The sequence below is a fragment of the Streptomyces sp. NPDC091271 genome (assembly GCF_044757505.1).
Lineage (GTDB): Bacteria > Actinomycetota > Actinomycetes > Streptomycetales > Streptomycetaceae > Streptomyces.
Genome location: NZ_JBIVVD010000004.1, coordinates 326,744 through 344,616 on the forward strand (window position 1 = coordinate 326,744; position 17,873 = coordinate 344,616).

The following is a 17,873-nucleotide window of genomic DNA, read 5'->3' on the forward strand; positions in this document are numbered from 1 at the left end:
CTCCGCCGCACGGATTCACAGACGCATCGGCCGGGTGTCGTACCGGGCGCGCAGCGCGTCCAGCACGGCCCGCAGCCCCGGCACCCTGTCCTCGGAGCCGGGCCGCCACGCCACGCCGACCCGGAGAGTGAGCGACTCGTCCCGTAGTGGGACGACCTTGAACTGCGGCGCGGTGAAGATCTGGGCGCCCGGTGAGTTGTCCGCCGCCACCGTCAGAGCCAGCGCCCTGGTCCGCAGCACATGCGCGGCCACCTGCAGCGTGTCGTTGTGCGGCAGGTGTACGAGCTGGGTGACTCCGGCTTCCAACAGCGCTTGGCGGGTCTCTCCCATGACCAGCGGGTGCACCTTGGGGGACGTGACGAGGACCTGCCGGTCGTGGAGATCGGTGAGTTCCAGCGAGGGGCGGTCGGCGAGTTCGTCGTCCGGGCGCATCGCGACGCCGTAGGGCCCGTAGGCCAGCGTCAGGCTCTGCGCGCTGTCCGTGCCGAGGGGCAGATGTACCACGGCGAGATCGATCCGGTCGGCCCCGAGCATGACGAGAGACTCCGCGGACGGAGCCAGCACCAGGGGCAGCTGCGTGTCCGGAGACACCTGGCGATAGGTGTCCAGGAGCAGGTCCAGCACGACGGGCGGAGCCAACGGCGCCGCTCCGAGACGGCACCGGGCGATTCCCTGGTACTCGGCGGGCAGCTGTCGCAGGGCGTCGAACACACGTACCGCTTCGGCCGCCCGGCCCCGGAACGTGTCGCCGAACGGCGTCAGCTCGACGTGATGGTGTTCGCGTACGAAGAGGTCACGGCCCAGCTCCTGTTCGAGCTCCCGGATCCGCCGGCTGAGCGGCGACGGCGTGATGTGCAAGCGCTCGGCCGCCCGCCCGAAGTGGAGTTCTTCCGCGACGGCGAGGAAGTAACGAACCTGCTGGATGTCCACGTGGTCAGTACATCATCAGCCGCGCCCGCCACGAGGAGCGGGGAGGCCGCGCCGGACTCATTGCCGTAGCGAACACGCCGACGTCACGGAATTGGACATGTACAGACGGTGCGACATGAGTCCAACCTGAAGAAGTAACGCGGCGTTCACATTGATCCGCGTGTCACGAGTGCGCAGCACGTGGGTGACGTCCCGCGGCGACCACGCCTCATCACGTCTTGTACAGCGGCGCGCGGCCCGGTGAGCCGGACCGGTGCGTCGCCCGGCATGCCTGGAGACACGGATGACAGAGACAGCACGCGACGGCGCGGGGACCGGCCCGCTGGACGGCATGACCGTCGTGGACACGACGGACGGGCGCGGGGAGACCGCGGGGCGATTCCTGGCCGATCTCGGAGCCGACGTCATCCTGGTGGAGCCGCCGGAGGGCGCGTCGGCGCGTCGGCGCGGCCCGCTGCACGACGGGGTGAGCCTCTCCTTCCTCACCCGCAACGCCAACAAGCGCGGCGTGACGCTGGACCTGGAGACCACCGAGGGCCGGACCGCCCTTCTCCGTCTGCTGGACCGCGCCGACATCTGGATCGAGTCGCAGCGCCCCACCGGCAGCAAGGGCGAAGGCCTCGACTACGCCTCCGTGTCGCGGCGCAACCCCAGGCTCGTCCTGCTCACCGTCACCGATTTCGGGCTCACCGGCCCCTACCGGGACCACCTGGCCTCGGACGCCGTGCACTCCGCGCTGTCCGGCGGCCTGTGCCGGTCCGGGCTTCCCGGCCGTCCCCCGCTGCCGCCCCCCGGCTCGCTGGCCACCGAAGCGGCCTCGCTCCAGGCCGCCTGGGTCGCGCTGCTCGCCCACTTCTCCAGCATCACGACGGGCCACGGCGACCACATAGACTTCTCGGTGCACGAGGCGGTCACCCAGGTACTCGACCCCGGCTTCGGCGTCGGAGGCTCCGCGACGGGCGGGCTGCGCGCCGTCGATCTGCCCCGCGGACGGCCCTCCGCCGGCCATCTCTACCCGATCTTCCCGTGCGCGGACGGCCTGGTCCGGATCTGCGTGCTCAGCCCGCGGCAGTGGCGCGGCATGCGCGCCTGGCTCGGCGAGCCCGAGGAGTTCGCCGACCCCCGGTACGAACGGCTGGACGTCCGCTTCAAGGAGGCGAACCGCGTCTACGCGCACATCGGTGAGTTCTTCAGCGGCCGGAACCGCGACGACCTGGTCGCCGCGGGACAGCAGTACGGCGTACCGATCGCGGCTGTCCTGGACGCCGGCGAGGTCCTGCGCGCCGACCACTACCTGGAGCGGGGTGCGCTGGAGGACATCGAGGTCGCCCCCGGCCTGGACGCCCGGATACCCAACGGGTTCCTGGAGGTCGACGGTCACCGGGTGGGCCGACGCAGGCGCGCGCCCCAGCTCGGCGAACACAACCCGGAGGTGCTGGAGGGCACCGCCACCGACCCGCGTCCGACGCCGGACGCCGCGACGCCGCCCGTCCCCGGGCGCGTCCACCCCCTGGCCGGGCTGCGGGTTCTCGACCTCGGTGTCATCGTCGCCGGCGCCGAGCTGGGCCGACTTCTCGCCGACCATGGTGCGGACGTCATCAAGGTGGAAGCCCGGGCGTTCCCCGACGGCGGGCGCCAGTCGCGTACCGGCGAAGTGCTCACCGCCTCCACCGCCTGGGGCCACCGCAACAAGCGCAGCCTCGGCCTCAATCTGCGTTCCCCCGAAGGCATCGCGCTGTTCAGGCAACTGGCGGCGGACACGGACGTGGTGCTGTCCAACTTCAAGCCGGGCACCCTCCAATCCCTCGGCCTCGGTTACGACTCCCTCCGGGAGATCAACCCCCGCATCGTCATGGTGGACAGCAGCGCGCTGGGCGCGAGCGGCCCCTGGAGCAAGCGCATGGGCTACGGCCCGCTGGTCCGGGCGGCCGCCGGCCTGACCGACCTCTGGCGTTACCCGGACACGCCGGGGGAGGGGCACAGCGACGGCATCACGATCTACCCGGACCACGTGGTCGGCCGGGTCGGCGCAGCCTCCGTCATGGCCCAGCTGATCAAGCTGCACCGCACCGGCACCGGCGGCACCGTCAGCATCTCGCAGGCGGAGATCATCCTGGAAGCCATGGCGGACCTGCTGCTCGCCGAGTGGCTGCGGCCCGGCTCGATGACGGCCGGTCAGATCACCTTCGACGCACCCGACGGCGTGTTCCCGTGCGCGGGCGACGACGAGTGGTGCGTGGTGTCCGTACGGGACGACGGCGAATGGCTGCGGCTCTGCGCGGCCATCGGCCGGGAAGACCTCGCGGCGGACCCGGCACTGGCCGACGCGGCCGGCCGGCTCGCGCACCGCGACCGGATCCGGCAGGCTGTGGAGGCCTGGACGACGCAGCGCGCTCCCCGTGACGCCATGAACCTGTTGCAGGCGGCCGGTGTGCCGGCCGGTGCGATGCTGCGGGTCGGCGAGCTGCTCACGGACCCGCACCTCGAAGAGCGCCGGTACTTCGCCCGGCTGAGCCAGCCCACGATGGATGAGCCGCTGCCGACGGAAGCGAGGCCCGCGCACTCCCTGGGCCTGGCGGACCCGCCGGTCCGCCCCGCCCCTCTGCCGGGCCAGCACACCCGCGAGCTGGCCGGTGAACTCCTGGGACTCGACACGGAGCAGACCGAGAAGCTAATCGAGGAAGGCGTGCTGGAGACGATGGAACCCAAGCACCAAGAGGCGATGGAGCGCGCCGCGAGGCCGGTCCTGGTGGCGGATGAAGGCCACGTCCGGATCATCACCCTGAACCGGCCCGAGGCACGCAACGCCGTCAACGAGGAGCTGTCCCGGCTGCTCGGCGAGGCTCTGGACGAGGCCGACAAGGACCCGGGTGTCCGGGCCGTGGTCATCACCGGAGCGGGCGACAAGGCGTTCTGCGCCGGAGCCGACCTCAAGGCCGTGGCGCGCGGCGAGAACATCATGCCGCAGGGCCGCGAGGCCTGGGGATTCGCCGGCTACGTGAGTCACCACATCGGTAAGCCGACCATCGCGGCCGTCAACGGCTTCGCCCTCGGCGGCGGCACGGAGATCGCGCTCGCCAGCGACCTGGTGGTGGCCGCCGACACCGCGCGGTTCGGCCTCCCCGAGGTGAAGCGGGGCATCATCGCGGCGGCCGGCGGCGCCTTCCGGCTGGCGGCGCAGCTGCCGCAGAAGGTGGCCATGGAGCTGCTGCTGACCGGCGACACCCTCGACGCGGCGGCTGCCAAGGACCTGGGACTCGTCAACCGCGTCGTGCCGCAGGACCGGGTGAGGGAAGAGGCCGTGCTGCTCGCGGAGCGGATCGCCGCCAACGCGCCGCTGGCGGTCCAGGCCAGCAAGCGCATCGCGCTGGGCATCGCGGACGGCGCCGTCGCACAGGAGCAGCAGCGCTGGGACCTCTCCTGGTCCGAGGCCCGCGCGGTCATGGGCTCGGACGACGCCAAGGAGGGCCCGCGCGCCTTCGCCGAGAAGCGCGCCCCCGTCTGGCAGGCCCGCTGAGCCGGCGTGCGCACCCCTCAGCAAGACATCATCGAACGTGCCCCGAAAGGCAGTTGACATCACGTGAGTACCACTGAGCGCGGGGGGCGCGGTCCGGCCATCGCCGGGCTGGGCATCACCGACATGGGCAAGGTGTACGGGCGTACCGCCGCGGACTTCGCCGCGGACGCCGTACGCCGCGCGGCCGAGGACGCGGGTCTCGCCCTCACCGACATCGACGGGCTGCTCACCAGCCAGGGCGTCGGCGGTGGCGTCGGCCTCGGGCTCCAGCGTGACCTCGGCCTGCGCGACCTGCGGATGCTCTCCGAGGTGCAGGCATACGGCTCCACCGCCGGCGCCATGGTGCAGTACGCCGCCATGGCGGTGCAGTCGGGCATGGCGGAGGCCGTCGCCTGCGTCTTCGCCGACGCGCCGCTGAAGGAGAAGTCGTCGGCGGGCGCGGCCTACGCCGGTGCGGGGCGCGCCCCCGCCGGCTGGCGGGGGCTGAACGCCGCGGCGGGCATCGCTGGGGCCAACCCGCTCTACGCGATGGCGGCCCGCCGCCACATGGACACGTACGGCACCACGAGCGACCAGCTCGCCTACATCGCTGTCGCGCAGCGCGACTGGGCGGTGATGAACCCGCTCGCCCAGATGCGTACGCCCATCACCGTGGAGGACCACCAGGCGTCCCGCCCGATCGCCGATCCCTTCCGGCTGCTCGACTGCTGCCTCGTGACCAACGGCGGCATCGCCGTCATCGTCACCACCGCCGAACGCGCGGCGAACCTGCGCAAGCCTCCGGTGCACGTCCTGGGCTGGGGCCAGTCCCACCCCGGTTACCCCATGGCCCGCGGCAGCGACTTCGGGCTGGTCAGCGGCGCCGCCACCTCGGGCCCCGCGGCCATGAAGATGGCAGGCGTCACCGTCGGCGACATCGATGTGGTCGAGCTCTACGACTGCTACACCTTCACGGCCCTGATCTCCCTGGAGGACTACGGCTTCTGCGCCAAGGGGGAGGGCGGCGAGTTCGTCGCCGGCGGGGCGCTCGGTCCGAAGGGGACGCTGCCGGTCAACACCGGCGGTGGACAGCTCTCCTCGTACTACCTGTGGGGCATGACGCCGCTCTCCGAGGCCGTCCTGCAAGCGCGCGGAGAGGCAGGGGAACGGCAGGTGCCGCGCCACGACACCGTGCTCGTCAGCGGCAACGGGGGCATCCTCGACCACCACTCGACGCTGATCCTCAGCCCGCACGCGCACGCCTGACGCGCCGCCCGCCCGTCGTCTCCCTCGGCCGCCCGGCCGTTCACCACAGAAAGGGTCCGCCATGACCACCGTTCCCGCAGTCCGGCGAGATGCCGCCACCGAAGCCTTCTTCGACGGCACGGGCCGGGGCGAACTGCTGATCCGGCACTGCGCCGCGTGCGGCGGCCACGGGGCACCCCAGGAGACCGCCTGCCCCGCCTGCGGTAAGGCGGAGCTCTCCTGGGTCCCCGCCCTGGGTACCGGAACGCTCGTGTCCTGGACCGCGACGCAGCCCCGTCCCAAGGACGGCGTTCCGGCACCCCGCACGACGATCGGCCTCGTCGAACTGACCGAAGGCCCTTGGCTGTACGCCCGGGTCGTCGGCGTGGACGACGACGCGCCGTCCTCGGGGGCGCCCGTGACCGTGGAGTTCGCCCGCCCGGCGGACGGGGACGGGGAAGCCGTGCCGGTGTTCCGGCCGAGCCCGTGAACCGAACCGGGCGGTGACATCATCCGCGCAACGAGTGAAGCCCGCAGGTGACTGCGGGCTTCACTCGTTCATGGGGCGTACCGGCGGCGGAGCGAGGCCCCGCCGCCGACAGGGATCAGTCCGACTCGCCCAGCTGCTTCCTGACCGCGGTGAGGGCCTGCGCGACGGCGCCCCGGAGCTGGTCCCGCTTCTCCGCCGTGTACGGGGGCATGGCTGACGGCGCCACGCCGAACGGGAGCGCGCTCTGGGTGATGGTGCGCTGGTGGCTGAACGTGTCGAAGCCGGCCTTGCCGTGGTACGCGCCGGAACCGCTCTGGCCGACGCCGCCGAAGGGGGCGCCCTCGATGCCGAAGTGGAGGGCCATGTCGTTGCGGGTCACGCCGCCGGAGGTGGTGCGCCGCACGAACTCGCGGAACTCCGCGGTGTCATCGCCGTACCAGTACGCCGCCAGCGGGTGGGGCTTGGCGGTGATGTAGTCGATGGCCTCGCGCACCGTGCCGTACGGCAGGACGCTGATGACGGGACCGAAGACCTCTTCGTGCGCGATGGTCATCTCGTCGGTGACGCCGAGGAGCAGCGTGGGAGGCATACGGCGGGTTGCCGCGTCCGGGAGCGCCGCCTGCTCGTCCTCCGGGACCATGGTGATGACCTCCGCGCCCTTGGCACGTGCGTCGTCCACCAGCCCCTTGACCCGCGCGAAGTTGCGGTCGTCGACGAGGGTGACGACGTCCGGGTTCTCGCGGTAAGCCGGGAAGTAGCCCCGCATGGCGGTGCGGAACGCGCCGACGAACGCCTCGACCTTGTCCTCGGGTACGAGAACGTAGTCGGGGCACAGGCAGAGCTGGCCACCGTTCATCATGCGGGCGGCGGAGACGCGCTCCGCGGCGACCTGGACGTCGGCGTCGGGGCCGACGACGACGGGGTTCTTGCCGCCGAGTTCGAGGGTGACCGGCGTGAGGTTGCGGCCGGCGGCTGCGGCGACATGGCGTCCCACACCGGGCGATCCGGTGAAGAAGAGGTGGTCGAAGGGGAGTTCGGAGAAGGCGACGGAGGTCTCCGTGCCGCCTCGGACAACCACCGCTTCGTCCTGCGGGAAGCGGGTGGCGACCGCTCGGGCGAACACCTCGGCCGTGCGGGAGGGCACCTCCGAGAACTTGATCATGACGCGGTTGCCGGCGGCGAAGGCCTCGACGGCAGGCTGGAACACGAGGGAGACGGGGAAGTTCCAGGGGCCGATGATGCCGACGACACCCTTGGGCCGGTTCTGGATGTGGGTGGGCAGGCCCTTGGCGGCGGCCGCGGGGATCTCGACGTCGGCCATCCACGCTTCGAGGTTCTCGCGGACGTCGGTCACGTCGCTCATCGCACCGAGGATGTCGCTGCTGAGGGAGTTCGCTTCGGGGCGGTTGCCGAAGTCGGCGTTCAGTGCCGCGGTCAGCTCGTCCGCGTGCTCCAGGAGCGCCGCGGTGAGCCGGTCGATGCGGTCGATGCGGACCGCCGCGCTCGGCGGCCCCTCGGTGAGGAACGCGCGCTGCTGGGCTGCGAGGAGTTCACTCAGCGCGGCGGCGGTGATGCCCTCTTCGGGCACCTGGGCTACAGGGGTGGTGCGGGGACTGGTCAAGGTCATGCTTCTTCCTGGAATGCGATGAAGAGGGTGGAGCAGGAGGCCGGGCGCCGTGTCCGTCCGCCGCCGAAACGGGGCGCGGACGCGATCCCGGCAGAGCTCATCGCGCGGAGGGCTCGTCGAAGACGAGGACCGGCTTGATCGCCGAGCCGGAGACGGAGTCCGCCATGGCCGTGTTGATGTCGGCGAACGCGTACCGCCGGACGATCTTCTCGAGCGGGAACTTCCCTTCCGCGTGCCAGCGGACGAGCTGCGGGATGAAGACGTGAGGATCGGCGTCGCCCTCGATGCAGCCGCGCACCGTCTTGCCCGCGGTGATCAGGTCCATCACGTTGAAGGTGACCTCCGGCGCGCCCAGGCCCAGCAGGACCAGCGTGCCCTGCGGAGCGAGCGCGGCGACGGCCGAGCTGATGACGGAGGGCACCGCGGTGGTGTCCACGGCGTGCGTCGCGCCACCGCCGGTGGCCTCGGCCAGCAGCTTCACGAGGTCGTCCGACCGGCCGTCGACGACGGCCGTGGCGCCGAGGGCCAGTGCCGCCTCGCGGCGTTCCTCGGACAGGTCGACGGCGACGATCGTCCGGACGCCGAGGGCGGCGGCCGCCATGACGGCCGCCATGCCCACGCCGCCGGCACCGTAGACGATCACCCGGGCTTCGGGGTCCGGCGCGAGTACGTTCACCACGGCTCCGGCGCCCGTCATGAACCCGCAGGCGAACGGGGCCACCGCCGCGAGGTCGGTGTCCGGGTCCACGACCACGACGTTGTCCTGGCTGGCGATCGCGTGGGTGGCGAAGCTCGACTGGCCGAAGAACGAACCGCGCAGCGGCTCCCCGTCCTGCGTCAGCGTCACCGACCCGTCCGCCCGCAAGCCCGACGAGTTGAGGGCCACGAACTTTTCGCAGTATCCGGGCTTGCCCTGGGCGCAGGCGTGGCACTTTCCGCAGCTGCGGAAGGTGAGCAGCACCTTGTCCCCGACGTTCACTCCCGAAATACCGGCGCCCACGGCCTCGACGATCCCCGCGCCCTCGTGTCCGAAGACGGCGCCGGGCTCGGCGGGCATGCCGGCCTTGGAAACCAGGTCGGTGTGGCACATGCCGGCCGCGACGAGACGCACCCGTACCTCGTCGTCCCGCAGCGGAGCCATCGTGATGGTCTCCAGGGTGAACGGGGTCTTCGGGCCGCGCGACAGTGCTGCGGTGATGTTCATGGGAGGTGTTCTCCTTCGACGTTCCACGGCACGGGAGTGCGGCCGTCGCCCGTGGTCGCGTCGGTTGCTCGGTGGAGAACCGCTGTGTGTGCGGCGGCGCGCGCGGGCATGGCCCGCCGGCCGTCCGCGACGGTCGGCTTCTGTGACAACCGCGTGAAGTGCCTGGTCATTGGATGCTCGCACCTCGGAGGCGCCAGGTCCATTGCCCATTTCCGCATGTGCACGTGTCTGTCTGCGTCATGTGCCGCCGAAGGGACGGGGCCTTGACGGGCTCCTCAGGGCTGACCCGGCCGGAGGGCCACGAAGAGTGCCTCCGCGTCGGCCGTGAGCACGTCGCCGTGGTGGATCGTCGCCGTGAGGTAGCGCTTGCGGCCCTCCTCGCGCGAGAAGCGCGCGGTGAGCCGCAGCTCGGGGCCGATGGGAGTGACGCTGCGGAAATTCACGTGCAGGAAGGCGGTGCGGGCCCGGCGCCGGCCGGTGTTGGCGAGGCGGCCCAGCACCTCGTCGAACACCAGCGGGATCACCCCGCCGTGGGCGGCTCCGTTCCCGCCGAGGTAGTAACGGCCCAGCCGGAACCTGCCGGTCGCGTGCTCCTCGTCCCACTCGTCCACGTGGAACGCCGGCACGAGGGCCTGTCCGCGTCCGGGGAGATCGAGTCGGTGGCCGGTGATCTGCTCGCTCCCGGGGACGCTGTACGGCGCGAGGGCTGCCGCGACGTCCTGGAGCGAACGGGTCGCCTCCCGTACGACGTCGTCGGGGGCGGCCGCCTCAGCGATGCGGTCCTGCGCGAGCCTGAGCGCGTCGATGAGCCCGGCGAAGGCGGCCCCGCCCGAGGAGGCGTTCGTCCCGTCGTTCCAGCCGCCGTGCGGTGACTCGTCGGTCGTGGTCGGTGTGGGCTTGGTCATGAGCTGAGTCACCATCCGTGTCTGCTGTGCGTGGGTGCCGTCAGGAAAGGCCGTGCGGGCGGGTGGAAGCCCCGCCGCCCCGTCAGCCCGCCACGAAGCCGCCGTCGACGACCAGCTCGTCGGCCGTGTGGTAGCGCGAGGCGTCCGAGGCCAGGTAGACGGCGACGCCGCCGAGGTCCTCGGGGCGTCCCCAGCGCCGGGACGGGATGCGGTGCAGGGCCCGGTCGGCGAAGCGCTCGTCGTCGAGGAGGTCCTGGGCGAGGGGTGTCTCGATCCAGCCGGGACGGATGGCGTTGACCCTGATGCCGTAGCGCCCGAGCTCGGCCGCGCAGGAGTGGACCAGGCCGGTCAGCCCCGCCTTGCTCGTGGCGTACGCCTGGGTCCTGGACTCGCCCTTGGTGGTGCCGACGATGCTCGACACGGCGACGAGGCTGCCTCCCTCGCCGCGTTCCTTCATGTGCCGGGCGGCGGCCTGGAAGGTGTAGAACACACCGTCGAGGTTGACGCGCAGCACACGGTGCCATTCGTCCGGTGTGAGGTCGAGGAAGCGGTCGTAGTGGCCGCCCACCCCGGCGTTGGCGATACAGGTGTCCAGCCGGCCCAGGGCTTCCAGCGTTTCCGCCATCGCGGAGGTGACCTGTGCGGGGTCGCCGACGTCGCAGCGCACTGCCACGGCCTTGCGGCCGTGCCGGGAGAGGTGTTCCACGGCGGCGGCGTTGCGCTCCTGGTTGGTGCCCCAGACGGCTACGTGGGCGCCCGCCGCCGCCAGCGCGTCCGCCATGCCGAGGCCGATGCCGCTGTTGCCTCCCGTCACGAGGGCGGTCCGGTCGTGCAGGTCCAGCAGGGAGGGGGCCATGGGCCTTCCTTTCGCTCGCGGCTCGGCTGAGCGCCGACTGTACGGTGCCCGGTGCCTTTGCCGAAACATCATGCAACTAGGTAAGCTATGTTGCCTGAAAGTCGAACGGATGTGGAGTGCCGGTCCGAAAACGGGACGGCCGCTGCGAGCCCTCCCTCGACGGCGTGCGACGCCGGAGAGCGGGGCGGCTCCCTAGGAGGTTCGCTTGTCCATCGATCTGAGCCCCGGAACCGAAGTGGCGGAACTCGCCCGGCGCACAGCCGAATTCGTACGCACGGTGGTGGTCCCGGAGGAGATACGCCACGCGGGGGTGGCCGCCGCCGGCGGCGATCCGATGCGGCTGAACCTTCAGGCCGCGGCCAAGGAAGCCGGAGTCTTCGCCCCGCACGCCGCCGTGGAGTACGGCGGACACGGCCTGGACATGTGCGGCAGGGCCACCGTCTTCGAGGAGGCGGGCTGGTCGCTCTTCGGGCCGCTGGCCCTCAACATCGCGGCTCCGGACGAGGGCAACATCCACATGCTGGAGGTGATCGCCTCCAGTGAGCAGAAGGAACGCTACCTCCGCCCGCTGGCCGCCGGCGACGTCCGGTCCTGCTTCGCGATGACCGAACCCGCGCCCGGCGCGGGGGCCGACCCCGCCGCCCTGAACACCCGTGCCGTACGGGTGCCCGGCGGCTGGCGGATCAACGGCAGCAAGTGGTTCATCACCGGCGCGGACGGCGCCGCGTTCGCCGTCTGCTTCGCGCGCACCTCGGGCGAAGCGGGCGACCGGGGCGGCGCGACCATGTTCCTGGTCGACGCGGAGAACCCCGGAATGAAGATCGTCCGGCACATCGACACCCTGGACAAGGCACTGTTCGCGGGCCACGCGGAAGTGCTCTTCGAGGACTGCTTCGTACCCGACGAGGCGGTGCTCGGAGAGGTGGACGAAGGCTTCCGCTATGCCCAGGTCCGGCTCGGCCCCGCGCGGATGACGCACTGCATGCGGTGGCTCGGCATCGCACGGCGCGCACAGGAGATCGCCGTCGAACGGGCCGCTGAGCGGCGGCTGTTCGGCGCGCGCCTCGGGGAACTGGGCATGGTCCAGGGGATGATCGCCGACTCCGAGATCGACATCGCGGCGTCCCGCGGACTGGTGCTGCGCGCGTGCTGGGAGCTGGACCAGGGGGAGCCGGCCGCCCAGGCCACCGCCGTCGCCAAGACGTTCACCGCGGAGGCGGTCTGGCGGGTGGTGGACCGCGCCGTGCAGATCTGCGGCGCCCTCGGCATCTCGGGCGACGTCCTGCTCGGCCGGTACCTGAACGAGGTCCGCCCCTTCCGCATCTACGACGGCCCGTCCGAGACGCACCGCTGGGCCATCGCCAAGCGCGTCGTGGGCCGCCAGGTGCGCGCCGCCGGAGGGACGACATGAGCACGACCGCGCAGGGACTCGACCTGACCGCCCTGCGGCACTGGTTCGAGCGTCACGCCCCGGAGATCGACGGCCCGGTCACCGCTGAACTCCTGCACGGAGGCCGGTCCAACCTCACGTTCCGCATCGACGGTCCGGCCGGCTCGTGGGTGCTGCGCAGGCCGCCGCTCGGCGGACTGACGCCGTCCGCCCACGACATGGGGCGCGAGTTCCGGGTCGTCCGGGCGCTGTGGGGCACGGACGTCCCGGTGGCGCGTGCGGTCGCCCTGTGCGAGGACCCGGATGTGCTCGGTGTGCCGTTCTCCGTCGTGGAACACGTGGCCGGCACGGTCGTACGCAGCCGCGCGGACCTCGAACGCCTGCCGCGTGCGGGCGCCGAAGCGTGCGCGTACGCCCTCGTGGACGCGATGGCCTCCCTGCACGCCGTACCGTACGACGAGATCGGTCTCGGGCGGTTCGGCAGGCCCGAGGGGTATCTCGGGCGCCAGGTGAGCCGGTGGCGCGACCAGTGGGACCGGGTCGCCACCCGTGAACTGCCCGACCTGATGCGCCTGCACGGCCTCCTGGCCCAGCGCCTGCCCACCGAGTCGGCCGCGGCGATCGTGCACGGGGACGTACGCGTGGACAACGCCATCCTCGACCCGGACGACCCGAGCCGCGTACGGGCACTCGTGGACTGGGAGATGGCGACCCTCGGCGACCCGCTCGCGGACCTGGCCCTCCACCTCGTCTACCGGGACGAGGCGTTTGAGCCGGTGCTGGGTGGCTCGGCGGCCTCGGTGAGCGACCGCTTCCCGGCCCCCGCCGCCTTGGCCGAGCGGTATGCCCGGGTCTCCGGACGGGACCTCGGCCCGCTGGACTTCTACCTCGGGCTCGGCTACTTCAAGATCGCCGTCATCGCGGAAGGCATCCACGCCCGCTACGCCGACGGCCTCACCGTCGGCGACGGCTTCGAAACTGTCGGGTCCGCCGTCCCCCGCCTCGCGGCCGCCGGACTCGCGGCGCTGACCGGCCGGACCCCCTGACCGGTTCCGGCCCGGCGGCGAAAGAGGCCGGCCGGGCCCAAGGTCACCCACCACCGTGCGTCGCACCGAGAAAGGCGGCTCCATGCAGAGCACAGGCACCACGACCTCCGAATCAACCACGTCCGAAGAGGATGCGCCTCCCGTCCTGGTGAGCCAGGTGGGCCACGTGGCGGTCATCACCCTGAACCGCCCGAAGGTCCTCAACGCCATGACCCTGCCCATGGCGACGGCTTACGCGGACGCGCTGCGCGCCGCCGACGCCGACCCGGCCGTGCGCGCGATCGTCGTCACCGGAGCGGGACGCGGCTTCTGCGCGGGAGCGGATCTGGCCGTGCTCCGCCAGGGGCCGGACGCCATCCATCGGTTCGTGCCGCGGGCCGAGGACCTGCCCGATCTCGCGCTCCGGCTGCGGAAACCGGTGATAGCGGCGATCAACGGACCGGTCGCCGGGATCGGCTTCGCCTACCTGCTGGGCAGCGACATCCGGTACGCGGCCTCCACCGCGACCATCAGCAGCAGTTTCGCCCGGCTGGGGCTGGTCGCCGAGTACGGGGTGTCCTGGCTGCTTCCCCGCGTCGTGGGAACCACCCACGCCCTCGAACTGCTCTTCTCGGGCGGCACCGTCAGCGCCGAGGAGGCCGCCCGCATCGGGCTGGTGCAGCACGTGACCGAGCCCGGCGAGGCACTCACGCGAGCCCTCGCGCACGCCACCGAACTGGCGGAGAGCTGTTCGCCGGCCTCGCTGGCCGCGATCAAGGCCCAGGTGTGGGGGGACCTGGACCGGCCCCGCGACGACGCCGTCCGGCGCGCGTTCGCCCTGATGGACACCTCCTTCGACGGCCCGGACCTGGCGGAAGCTCTGGCGGCCCGCTCCGAGAAGCGCCGCCCGGTGTTCACGCCGCTGCCCCCGACCCGTGCCACCACCGAGAACGACGACGTACCGCAAGGAAGGCTGACTCCGTGACCACACCGACATCCTCACCCCGGGCCGGGACGACGGGCCGCGACGCGGCGGCCCTGGTCCTGCGCGCCACACTCGGCCCGATGCTCCTCGCCCACGGCTGGAACAAGATCAAGGGGCCCGGCGGGCTGCGGGGCACCACCTCGTGGTTCGAGTCCCTGGGGCTCCGGCCCGCCGCCGCGCACGCGCGGATGGCTGCCGCTTCCGAGCTGGCGGCGGGCGCGGGCCTGGTCCTCGGTGTCGCCGCGCCGCTGCCCGCAGCCGCGGCCGTGGGCCTCATGGCCGTTGCCGCCCGCACCGACCACCGGGGCAAGGGCTTTTTCGTCTTCAAGGGCGGCTGGGAGTACACGGCCGTCGTCGCGGGCGCCGCTGTCTCGCTCGCCGCCCTCGGGAACGGCCGCCACTCGCTGGACGCGCTCGTCGGCCGGCGCGCCGAGGGGCCCCGTCAGGCGGCGCTCGCCGCAGGAGTCGGCGCGGCGGCTGCCGCCCTGCTGCTCAAGGTCTGCTACCGCCCCGAGGGAGAGGCGAACAGCGGGCCGGCGGACGGGGATCCGGCGTGACGGACGCGGGCGAGCCCGGCCGGGCCGGGGGAGGGGCGGCGGTCCCGGTGCTGATCCGGCCCGGGCTGTGGGCCCTCACCCTGCCGCTGCCCGCCGCGCCGGGCACCGTGACCGTCTACGTGGTGGAGAGCGACGCCGGCCCGTACCTCATCGACGCCGGCTGGGACACCGACGAGTGCTGGTCCGCACTGGTCGGCGGGCTCGCCCTGCTGGGCACCCGGGTGGAGGACGTACGCGGAATCGCGGTCAGCCACTCCCACATGGACCACTACGGTCTGGCGCCCCGCATCCGCGAGGCGTCAGGAGCCTGGGTCGGCCTCCACCCCCTGGACGCGACGGAGCTGCGGCACTACCGCACCGACCCGGCGGAACGCCTCGCGGCGCTGCTGGGAAGGGCCGGGGCGCCGCAGGACGCCATGGACGCGGTCCTCGCCGAAGTGGGGCTGCACAGCGGGCACCGGGTCGGCGGCCCGGACGTACTGATCGAGGACGGGCAGCGGCCGGAGATCCCCGGCCGGGAGCTGACCGCGGTCTGGACACCCGGGCACAGCCCTGGTCACCTCTGCTTCTGGGACGCCCGGCACCGGCTGCTCTTCGCCGGCGACCAGGTGCTCGCGCGCACGGTCGTGGCGGTCCAGGAACCGCGCCGCGCCGGGGACGACCCGCTCGGCCGCTACCTCGAATCCCTGGACCGGCTGGAACTGCTGGAACCCGCCGAGGTGCTTCCGGCGCACGAGGAGCGGTACACCGACCTCCCCGGCAGGCTGACGCAGATCCGCGCGTACCACGCGGGGCGTCTGTCGGACACCGTCGCGATCCTCGCCCGGGGCCCCGCGACCGCATGGGAGATCGCCGGGCTGCTGCGCAAGCGCGGCACCCTCGATGGGCTGCGGGGCTTCCCGCTGCACGCGACCGTCAGCCGTGCGACATCCCTGCTGGCGCGGCTGCGGGCGCAGGGACTCGCGCGGGAGCTCTCCGGCCCGCCGGCCGGATGGGTGTTGACGGACCGGGGCGCCCAGCAGCTCGGCCGCGCCGCCGCCGGCCGGAAGTGAGTGGCCGCCGCATTCCTTGAGTTTATCGTCTTACTGTTTTAACTTAGATTGAATAGCTGGGTGGCTACTGTCGGGGAGGTACGCATGCGGCGCAGGCTCTACGAACCGGAGCACGAGCAATACCGGTCAACGGTCCGTGAGTTCGTCGAGCGGGAGGTGGTCCCGCATCAGGCGCGGTGGGAGGCCGAGCGCATGGTGGACCGCTCCACCTGGCTGGCGGCGGGCCGGCAAGGCGTGATCGGTCTCGCGGTACCCGAGGAGCACGGCGGCAGCGGGGTGGACGACATCCGTTACCGCAGCGTCGTCATCGAGGAGCTGGCACGGGTGGGAGCCGCCTCCCTGAACTCCGGATTCGGCCTTCAGGACGACATCACCTTGCCGTACCTGATGGACCTGGCGACGCCGGAGCAGAAGAAGCGATGGCTGCCCGGACTCGCCGCCGGCGAGCTGATCGGCGCCATCGCGATGACGGAACCGGGAGCGGGCAGCGACCTGCAAGGCATCCGGACCACTGCCGTGCGGGACGGAAGCGACTGGGTACTCAACGGCGCCAAGACCTTCATCACGAACGGAATCGCCTCCGACCTCGTCATCGTCGTCGCGCGCAGCGACCCGGAGGGCGGCTCACGAGGACTGAGCCTGTTCGTGGTGGAGCGTGGCATGCCGGGCTTCACCCGCGGGCGGAAGCTCGAGAAGATGGGTCTGCACGCGCAGGACACCGCCGAGCTCTTCTTCGACGACGTGCGCGTCCCGGACCGCAACCTGCTCGGCACCGAGGGCCGCGGCTTCCTCCACCTCATGGAGCGCCTGCCGCGGGAGCGGCTCGGCATCACGCTCCAGGCCCTGTACGGCGCTCAGGCCGTCCTGTCTTGGACCGTCGCGTACACCAAGGAGCGCACCGCCTTCGGCAAGCCGCTCGCCCAGTTCCAGAACACCCAGTTCGAACTCGCCGACATGAAGACCGAGACCGACGTGCTCCAGGCGTACGTGGACGCCTCGATGCTCGCGCTCAACGACGGTGAACTGAGCGCGGTGGAAGCGGCCCAGGGCAAGCTGGCCACCACGGAGGCCCAGCGCCGGATCGTCGACCGCTGTGTCCAGCTCTTCGGCGGATACGGCTACATGATGGAGTACCCCGTCACCCGTGCCTACATCGACGCCCGCGTGCAGACCATCTACGGCGGCACGTCCGAAGTCATGCGCACCATCATCGCCCGCGACCTCACGGGCATGCGATGAGCGCGGGGCTCCGCGTCGAGCGCCGGGGTCCGGCCGCCCTGCTCACTCTCGACCGTCCGGAGCGCCGCAACGCCCTCACGCCCGAACTCGTGGGTCGCTTGGCGGACGCGGTCGGCGAGGCCGGTGACGACTCGGGCGTCGCCGCTGTGGTGATCACCGGCGAGGGCTCCGCCTTCTGCGCGGGCGGCGATCTCGTCGCGCTGTCAGCGGTGGCGGAGGGCGGCGCACGGGCGGTGACCGATACGGTCTACGGTCAATTCCACCGACTGGTGAGGGCGCTGGCCGCCGCGCCGGTTCCCGTGATCGCGGCGGTGAACGGCCCCGCGCTGGGTGCCGGTCTCGATCTGGCGCTCTCCTGTGACCTGCGCTGTGCGAGCACCGACGCCGTCTTCGCCAGTTCCTGGATCGGCGCCGGACTGGTGCCCGGCATGGGCGGAGCGCATCTCCTCACCCGGGCCGTCGGCAGTACCCGGGCCGCGGAACTCGTCCTCACGGGACGGCGTGTCACCGCCGAGGAGGCTCTCGGATGGGGACTCGTCGGCGAGGTGGTCGAGCCGGAGCGGCTGATCGCGCGGGCCCTGGAGCGGGCGGAGGCCCTGGCGGAGCTCTCCCGGCCGGCGCTGTACAGCAGCAAGGCGGCCCTGCGGCGGGCTCTGGGTGCCGATTTCGAGAGCGAGCTGGCGGTGCTCGGCGCCATTCAGGGCGGTCTGCTCACCTCGCCGGAGTTCCGCGCGGCGGCGGCCGCGTTCAGCCGGCGCCGCACCTCTTGAGTCGTGGCTAATTCAGTTATACATTCCAAGCCCCGGGGGCCCCTAACCAGAGCTCGGCACGGCCGACGGCAAGGCCATCCCGCGCGACGCCCAGCGAAGGAG

The 17,873-nt window shown here is 72.1% G+C and carries 15 protein-coding genes; 10 read left to right on the forward strand and 5 right to left on the reverse strand.

Annotation, left to right across the window (positions count from 1 at the left end; genetic code table 11):
* Positions 1-15: 15 nt before the first annotated feature.
* Complete coding sequence (locus ACIQM3_RS18060) at positions 16-930, reverse strand: LysR family transcriptional regulator (RefSeq protein ID WP_401624975.1); 915 nt, start codon at positions 928-930, stop codon at positions 16-18.
* A gap of 283 nt (positions 931-1,213) precedes the next feature.
* Here ACIQM3_RS18060 and ACIQM3_RS18065 point away from each other — a divergent pair, with 283 nt between their 5' ends.
* The 3 genes from ACIQM3_RS18065 (at position 1,214) to ACIQM3_RS18075 (ending at position 6,161) form a co-directional block, all read left to right on the forward strand.
* Complete coding sequence (locus tag ACIQM3_RS18065) at positions 1,214-4,447, forward strand: crotonase/enoyl-CoA hydratase family protein (RefSeq protein WP_401624977.1); 3,234 nt, start codon at positions 1,214-1,216, stop codon at positions 4,445-4,447.
* A 63-nt stretch (positions 4,448-4,510) separates the two neighbouring features.
* A complete protein-coding gene (locus ACIQM3_RS18070) occupies positions 4,511-5,692 on the forward strand; it encodes a thiolase family protein (protein WP_401624979.1) in 1,182 nt (393 codons plus the stop codon).
* 61 nt (positions 5,693-5,753) lie between these two features.
* Positions 5,754-6,161: a Zn-ribbon domain-containing OB-fold protein gene (locus ACIQM3_RS18075; RefSeq protein WP_401624982.1), complete on the forward strand. Its 408-nt coding sequence runs from the start codon at positions 5,754-5,756 to the stop codon at positions 6,159-6,161.
* Between the two features lie 115 nt (positions 6,162-6,276).
* Here the strand turns inward: ACIQM3_RS18075 and ACIQM3_RS18080 are convergent, their stop codons facing one another.
* From ACIQM3_RS18080 to ACIQM3_RS18095, 4 genes are all read right to left on the reverse strand, one after another.
* A complete protein-coding gene (locus tag ACIQM3_RS18080; RefSeq protein WP_401624985.1) occupies positions 6,277-7,788 on the reverse strand; it encodes an aldehyde dehydrogenase family protein in 1,512 nt (503 codons plus the stop codon).
* A gap of 97 nt (positions 7,789-7,885) precedes the next feature.
* A complete protein-coding gene (locus tag ACIQM3_RS18085) occupies positions 7,886-8,992 on the reverse strand; it encodes an NAD(P)-dependent alcohol dehydrogenase (RefSeq protein WP_401624988.1) in 1,107 nt (368 codons plus the stop codon).
* Positions 8,993-9,267: 275 nt separating this feature from the next.
* Positions 9,268-9,897 (reverse strand): PaaI family thioesterase, encoded by a 630-nt coding sequence (locus ACIQM3_RS18090; protein ID WP_401624991.1) that lies wholly within the window; start codon positions 9,895-9,897, stop codon positions 9,268-9,270.
* A gap of 82 nt (positions 9,898-9,979) precedes the next feature.
* The gene (locus ACIQM3_RS18095) at positions 9,980-10,753 is read right to left on the reverse strand and encodes an SDR family NAD(P)-dependent oxidoreductase (protein WP_401624994.1); all 774 of its coding nucleotides are present in this window, start codon (positions 10,751-10,753) and stop codon (positions 9,980-9,982) included.
* Between the two features lie 205 nt (positions 10,754-10,958).
* Here ACIQM3_RS18095 and ACIQM3_RS18100 point away from each other — a divergent pair, with 205 nt between their 5' ends.
* From ACIQM3_RS18100 to ACIQM3_RS18130, 7 genes are all read left to right on the forward strand, one after another.
* The gene (locus tag ACIQM3_RS18100; RefSeq protein WP_401624997.1) at positions 10,959-12,164 is read left to right on the forward strand and encodes an acyl-CoA dehydrogenase family protein; all 1,206 of its coding nucleotides are present in this window, start codon (positions 10,959-10,961) and stop codon (positions 12,162-12,164) included.
* Positions 12,161-13,189, forward strand: coding sequence for a phosphotransferase family protein (locus tag ACIQM3_RS18105; RefSeq protein ID WP_401624999.1), 1,029 nt, complete (start codon positions 12,161-12,163; stop codon positions 13,187-13,189). The genes ACIQM3_RS18100 and ACIQM3_RS18105 overlap by 4 nt, the downstream gene beginning before the upstream one ends.
* Before the next feature lie 82 nt (positions 13,190-13,271).
* Complete coding sequence (locus tag ACIQM3_RS18110; protein WP_401625002.1) at positions 13,272-14,153, forward strand: enoyl-CoA hydratase-related protein; 882 nt, start codon at positions 13,272-13,274, stop codon at positions 14,151-14,153.
* Positions 14,150-14,710, forward strand: a complete 561-nt coding sequence (locus tag ACIQM3_RS18115) for a DoxX family protein (RefSeq protein ID WP_401625005.1) — start codon at positions 14,150-14,152, stop codon at positions 14,708-14,710. The genes ACIQM3_RS18110 and ACIQM3_RS18115 overlap by 4 nt, the downstream gene beginning before the upstream one ends.
* Complete coding sequence (locus ACIQM3_RS18120; protein WP_401625007.1) at positions 14,707-15,762, forward strand: MBL fold metallo-hydrolase; 1,056 nt, start codon at positions 14,707-14,709, stop codon at positions 15,760-15,762. Before ACIQM3_RS18115 ends, ACIQM3_RS18120 begins: the two co-directional genes overlap by 4 nt.
* A gap of 84 nt (positions 15,763-15,846) precedes the next feature.
* Positions 15,847-17,001: an acyl-CoA dehydrogenase family protein gene (locus tag ACIQM3_RS18125; RefSeq protein WP_401626443.1), complete on the forward strand. Its 1,155-nt coding sequence runs from the start codon at positions 15,847-15,849 to the stop codon at positions 16,999-17,001.
* Positions 16,998-17,771, forward strand: coding sequence for an enoyl-CoA hydratase/isomerase family protein (locus ACIQM3_RS18130; RefSeq protein ID WP_401625010.1), 774 nt, complete (start codon positions 16,998-17,000; stop codon positions 17,769-17,771). The genes ACIQM3_RS18125 and ACIQM3_RS18130 overlap by 4 nt, the downstream gene beginning before the upstream one ends.
* Positions 17,772-17,873: the final 102 nt, after the last annotated feature.

Excerpts from the sequence above, each read along its gene's own strand:
- ACIQM3_RS18125 (WP_401626443.1), top strand. The coding sequence starts at position 15,847 with ATGCGGCGCAGGCTCTACGAACCGGAGCACGAGCAATACCGGTCAACG.
- ACIQM3_RS18095 (WP_401624994.1), bottom strand. The coding sequence starts at position 10,753 with ATGGCCCCCTCCCTGCTGGACCTGCACGACCGGACCGCCCTCGTGACG.
- ACIQM3_RS18080 (WP_401624985.1), bottom strand. The coding sequence starts at position 7,788 with ATGACCTTGACCAGTCCCCGCACCACCCCTGTAGCCCAGGTGCCCGAA.
- ACIQM3_RS18090 (WP_401624991.1), bottom strand. The coding sequence starts at position 9,897 with ATGACCAAGCCCACACCGACCACGACCGACGAGTCACCGCACGGCGGC.
- ACIQM3_RS18075 (WP_401624982.1), top strand. The coding sequence starts at position 5,754 with ATGACCACCGTTCCCGCAGTCCGGCGAGATGCCGCCACCGAAGCCTTC.
- ACIQM3_RS18130 (WP_401625010.1), top strand. The coding sequence starts at position 16,998 with ATGAGCGCGGGGCTCCGCGTCGAGCGCCGGGGTCCGGCCGCCCTGCTC.
- ACIQM3_RS18105 (WP_401624999.1), top strand. The coding sequence starts at position 12,161 with ATGAGCACGACCGCGCAGGGACTCGACCTGACCGCCCTGCGGCACTGG.
- ACIQM3_RS18110 (WP_401625002.1), top strand. The coding sequence starts at position 13,272 with ATGCAGAGCACAGGCACCACGACCTCCGAATCAACCACGTCCGAAGAG.
- ACIQM3_RS18085 (WP_401624988.1), bottom strand. The coding sequence starts at position 8,992 with ATGAACATCACCGCAGCACTGTCGCGCGGCCCGAAGACCCCGTTCACC.
- ACIQM3_RS18065 (WP_401624977.1), top strand. The coding sequence starts at position 1,214 with ATGACAGAGACAGCACGCGACGGCGCGGGGACCGGCCCGCTGGACGGC.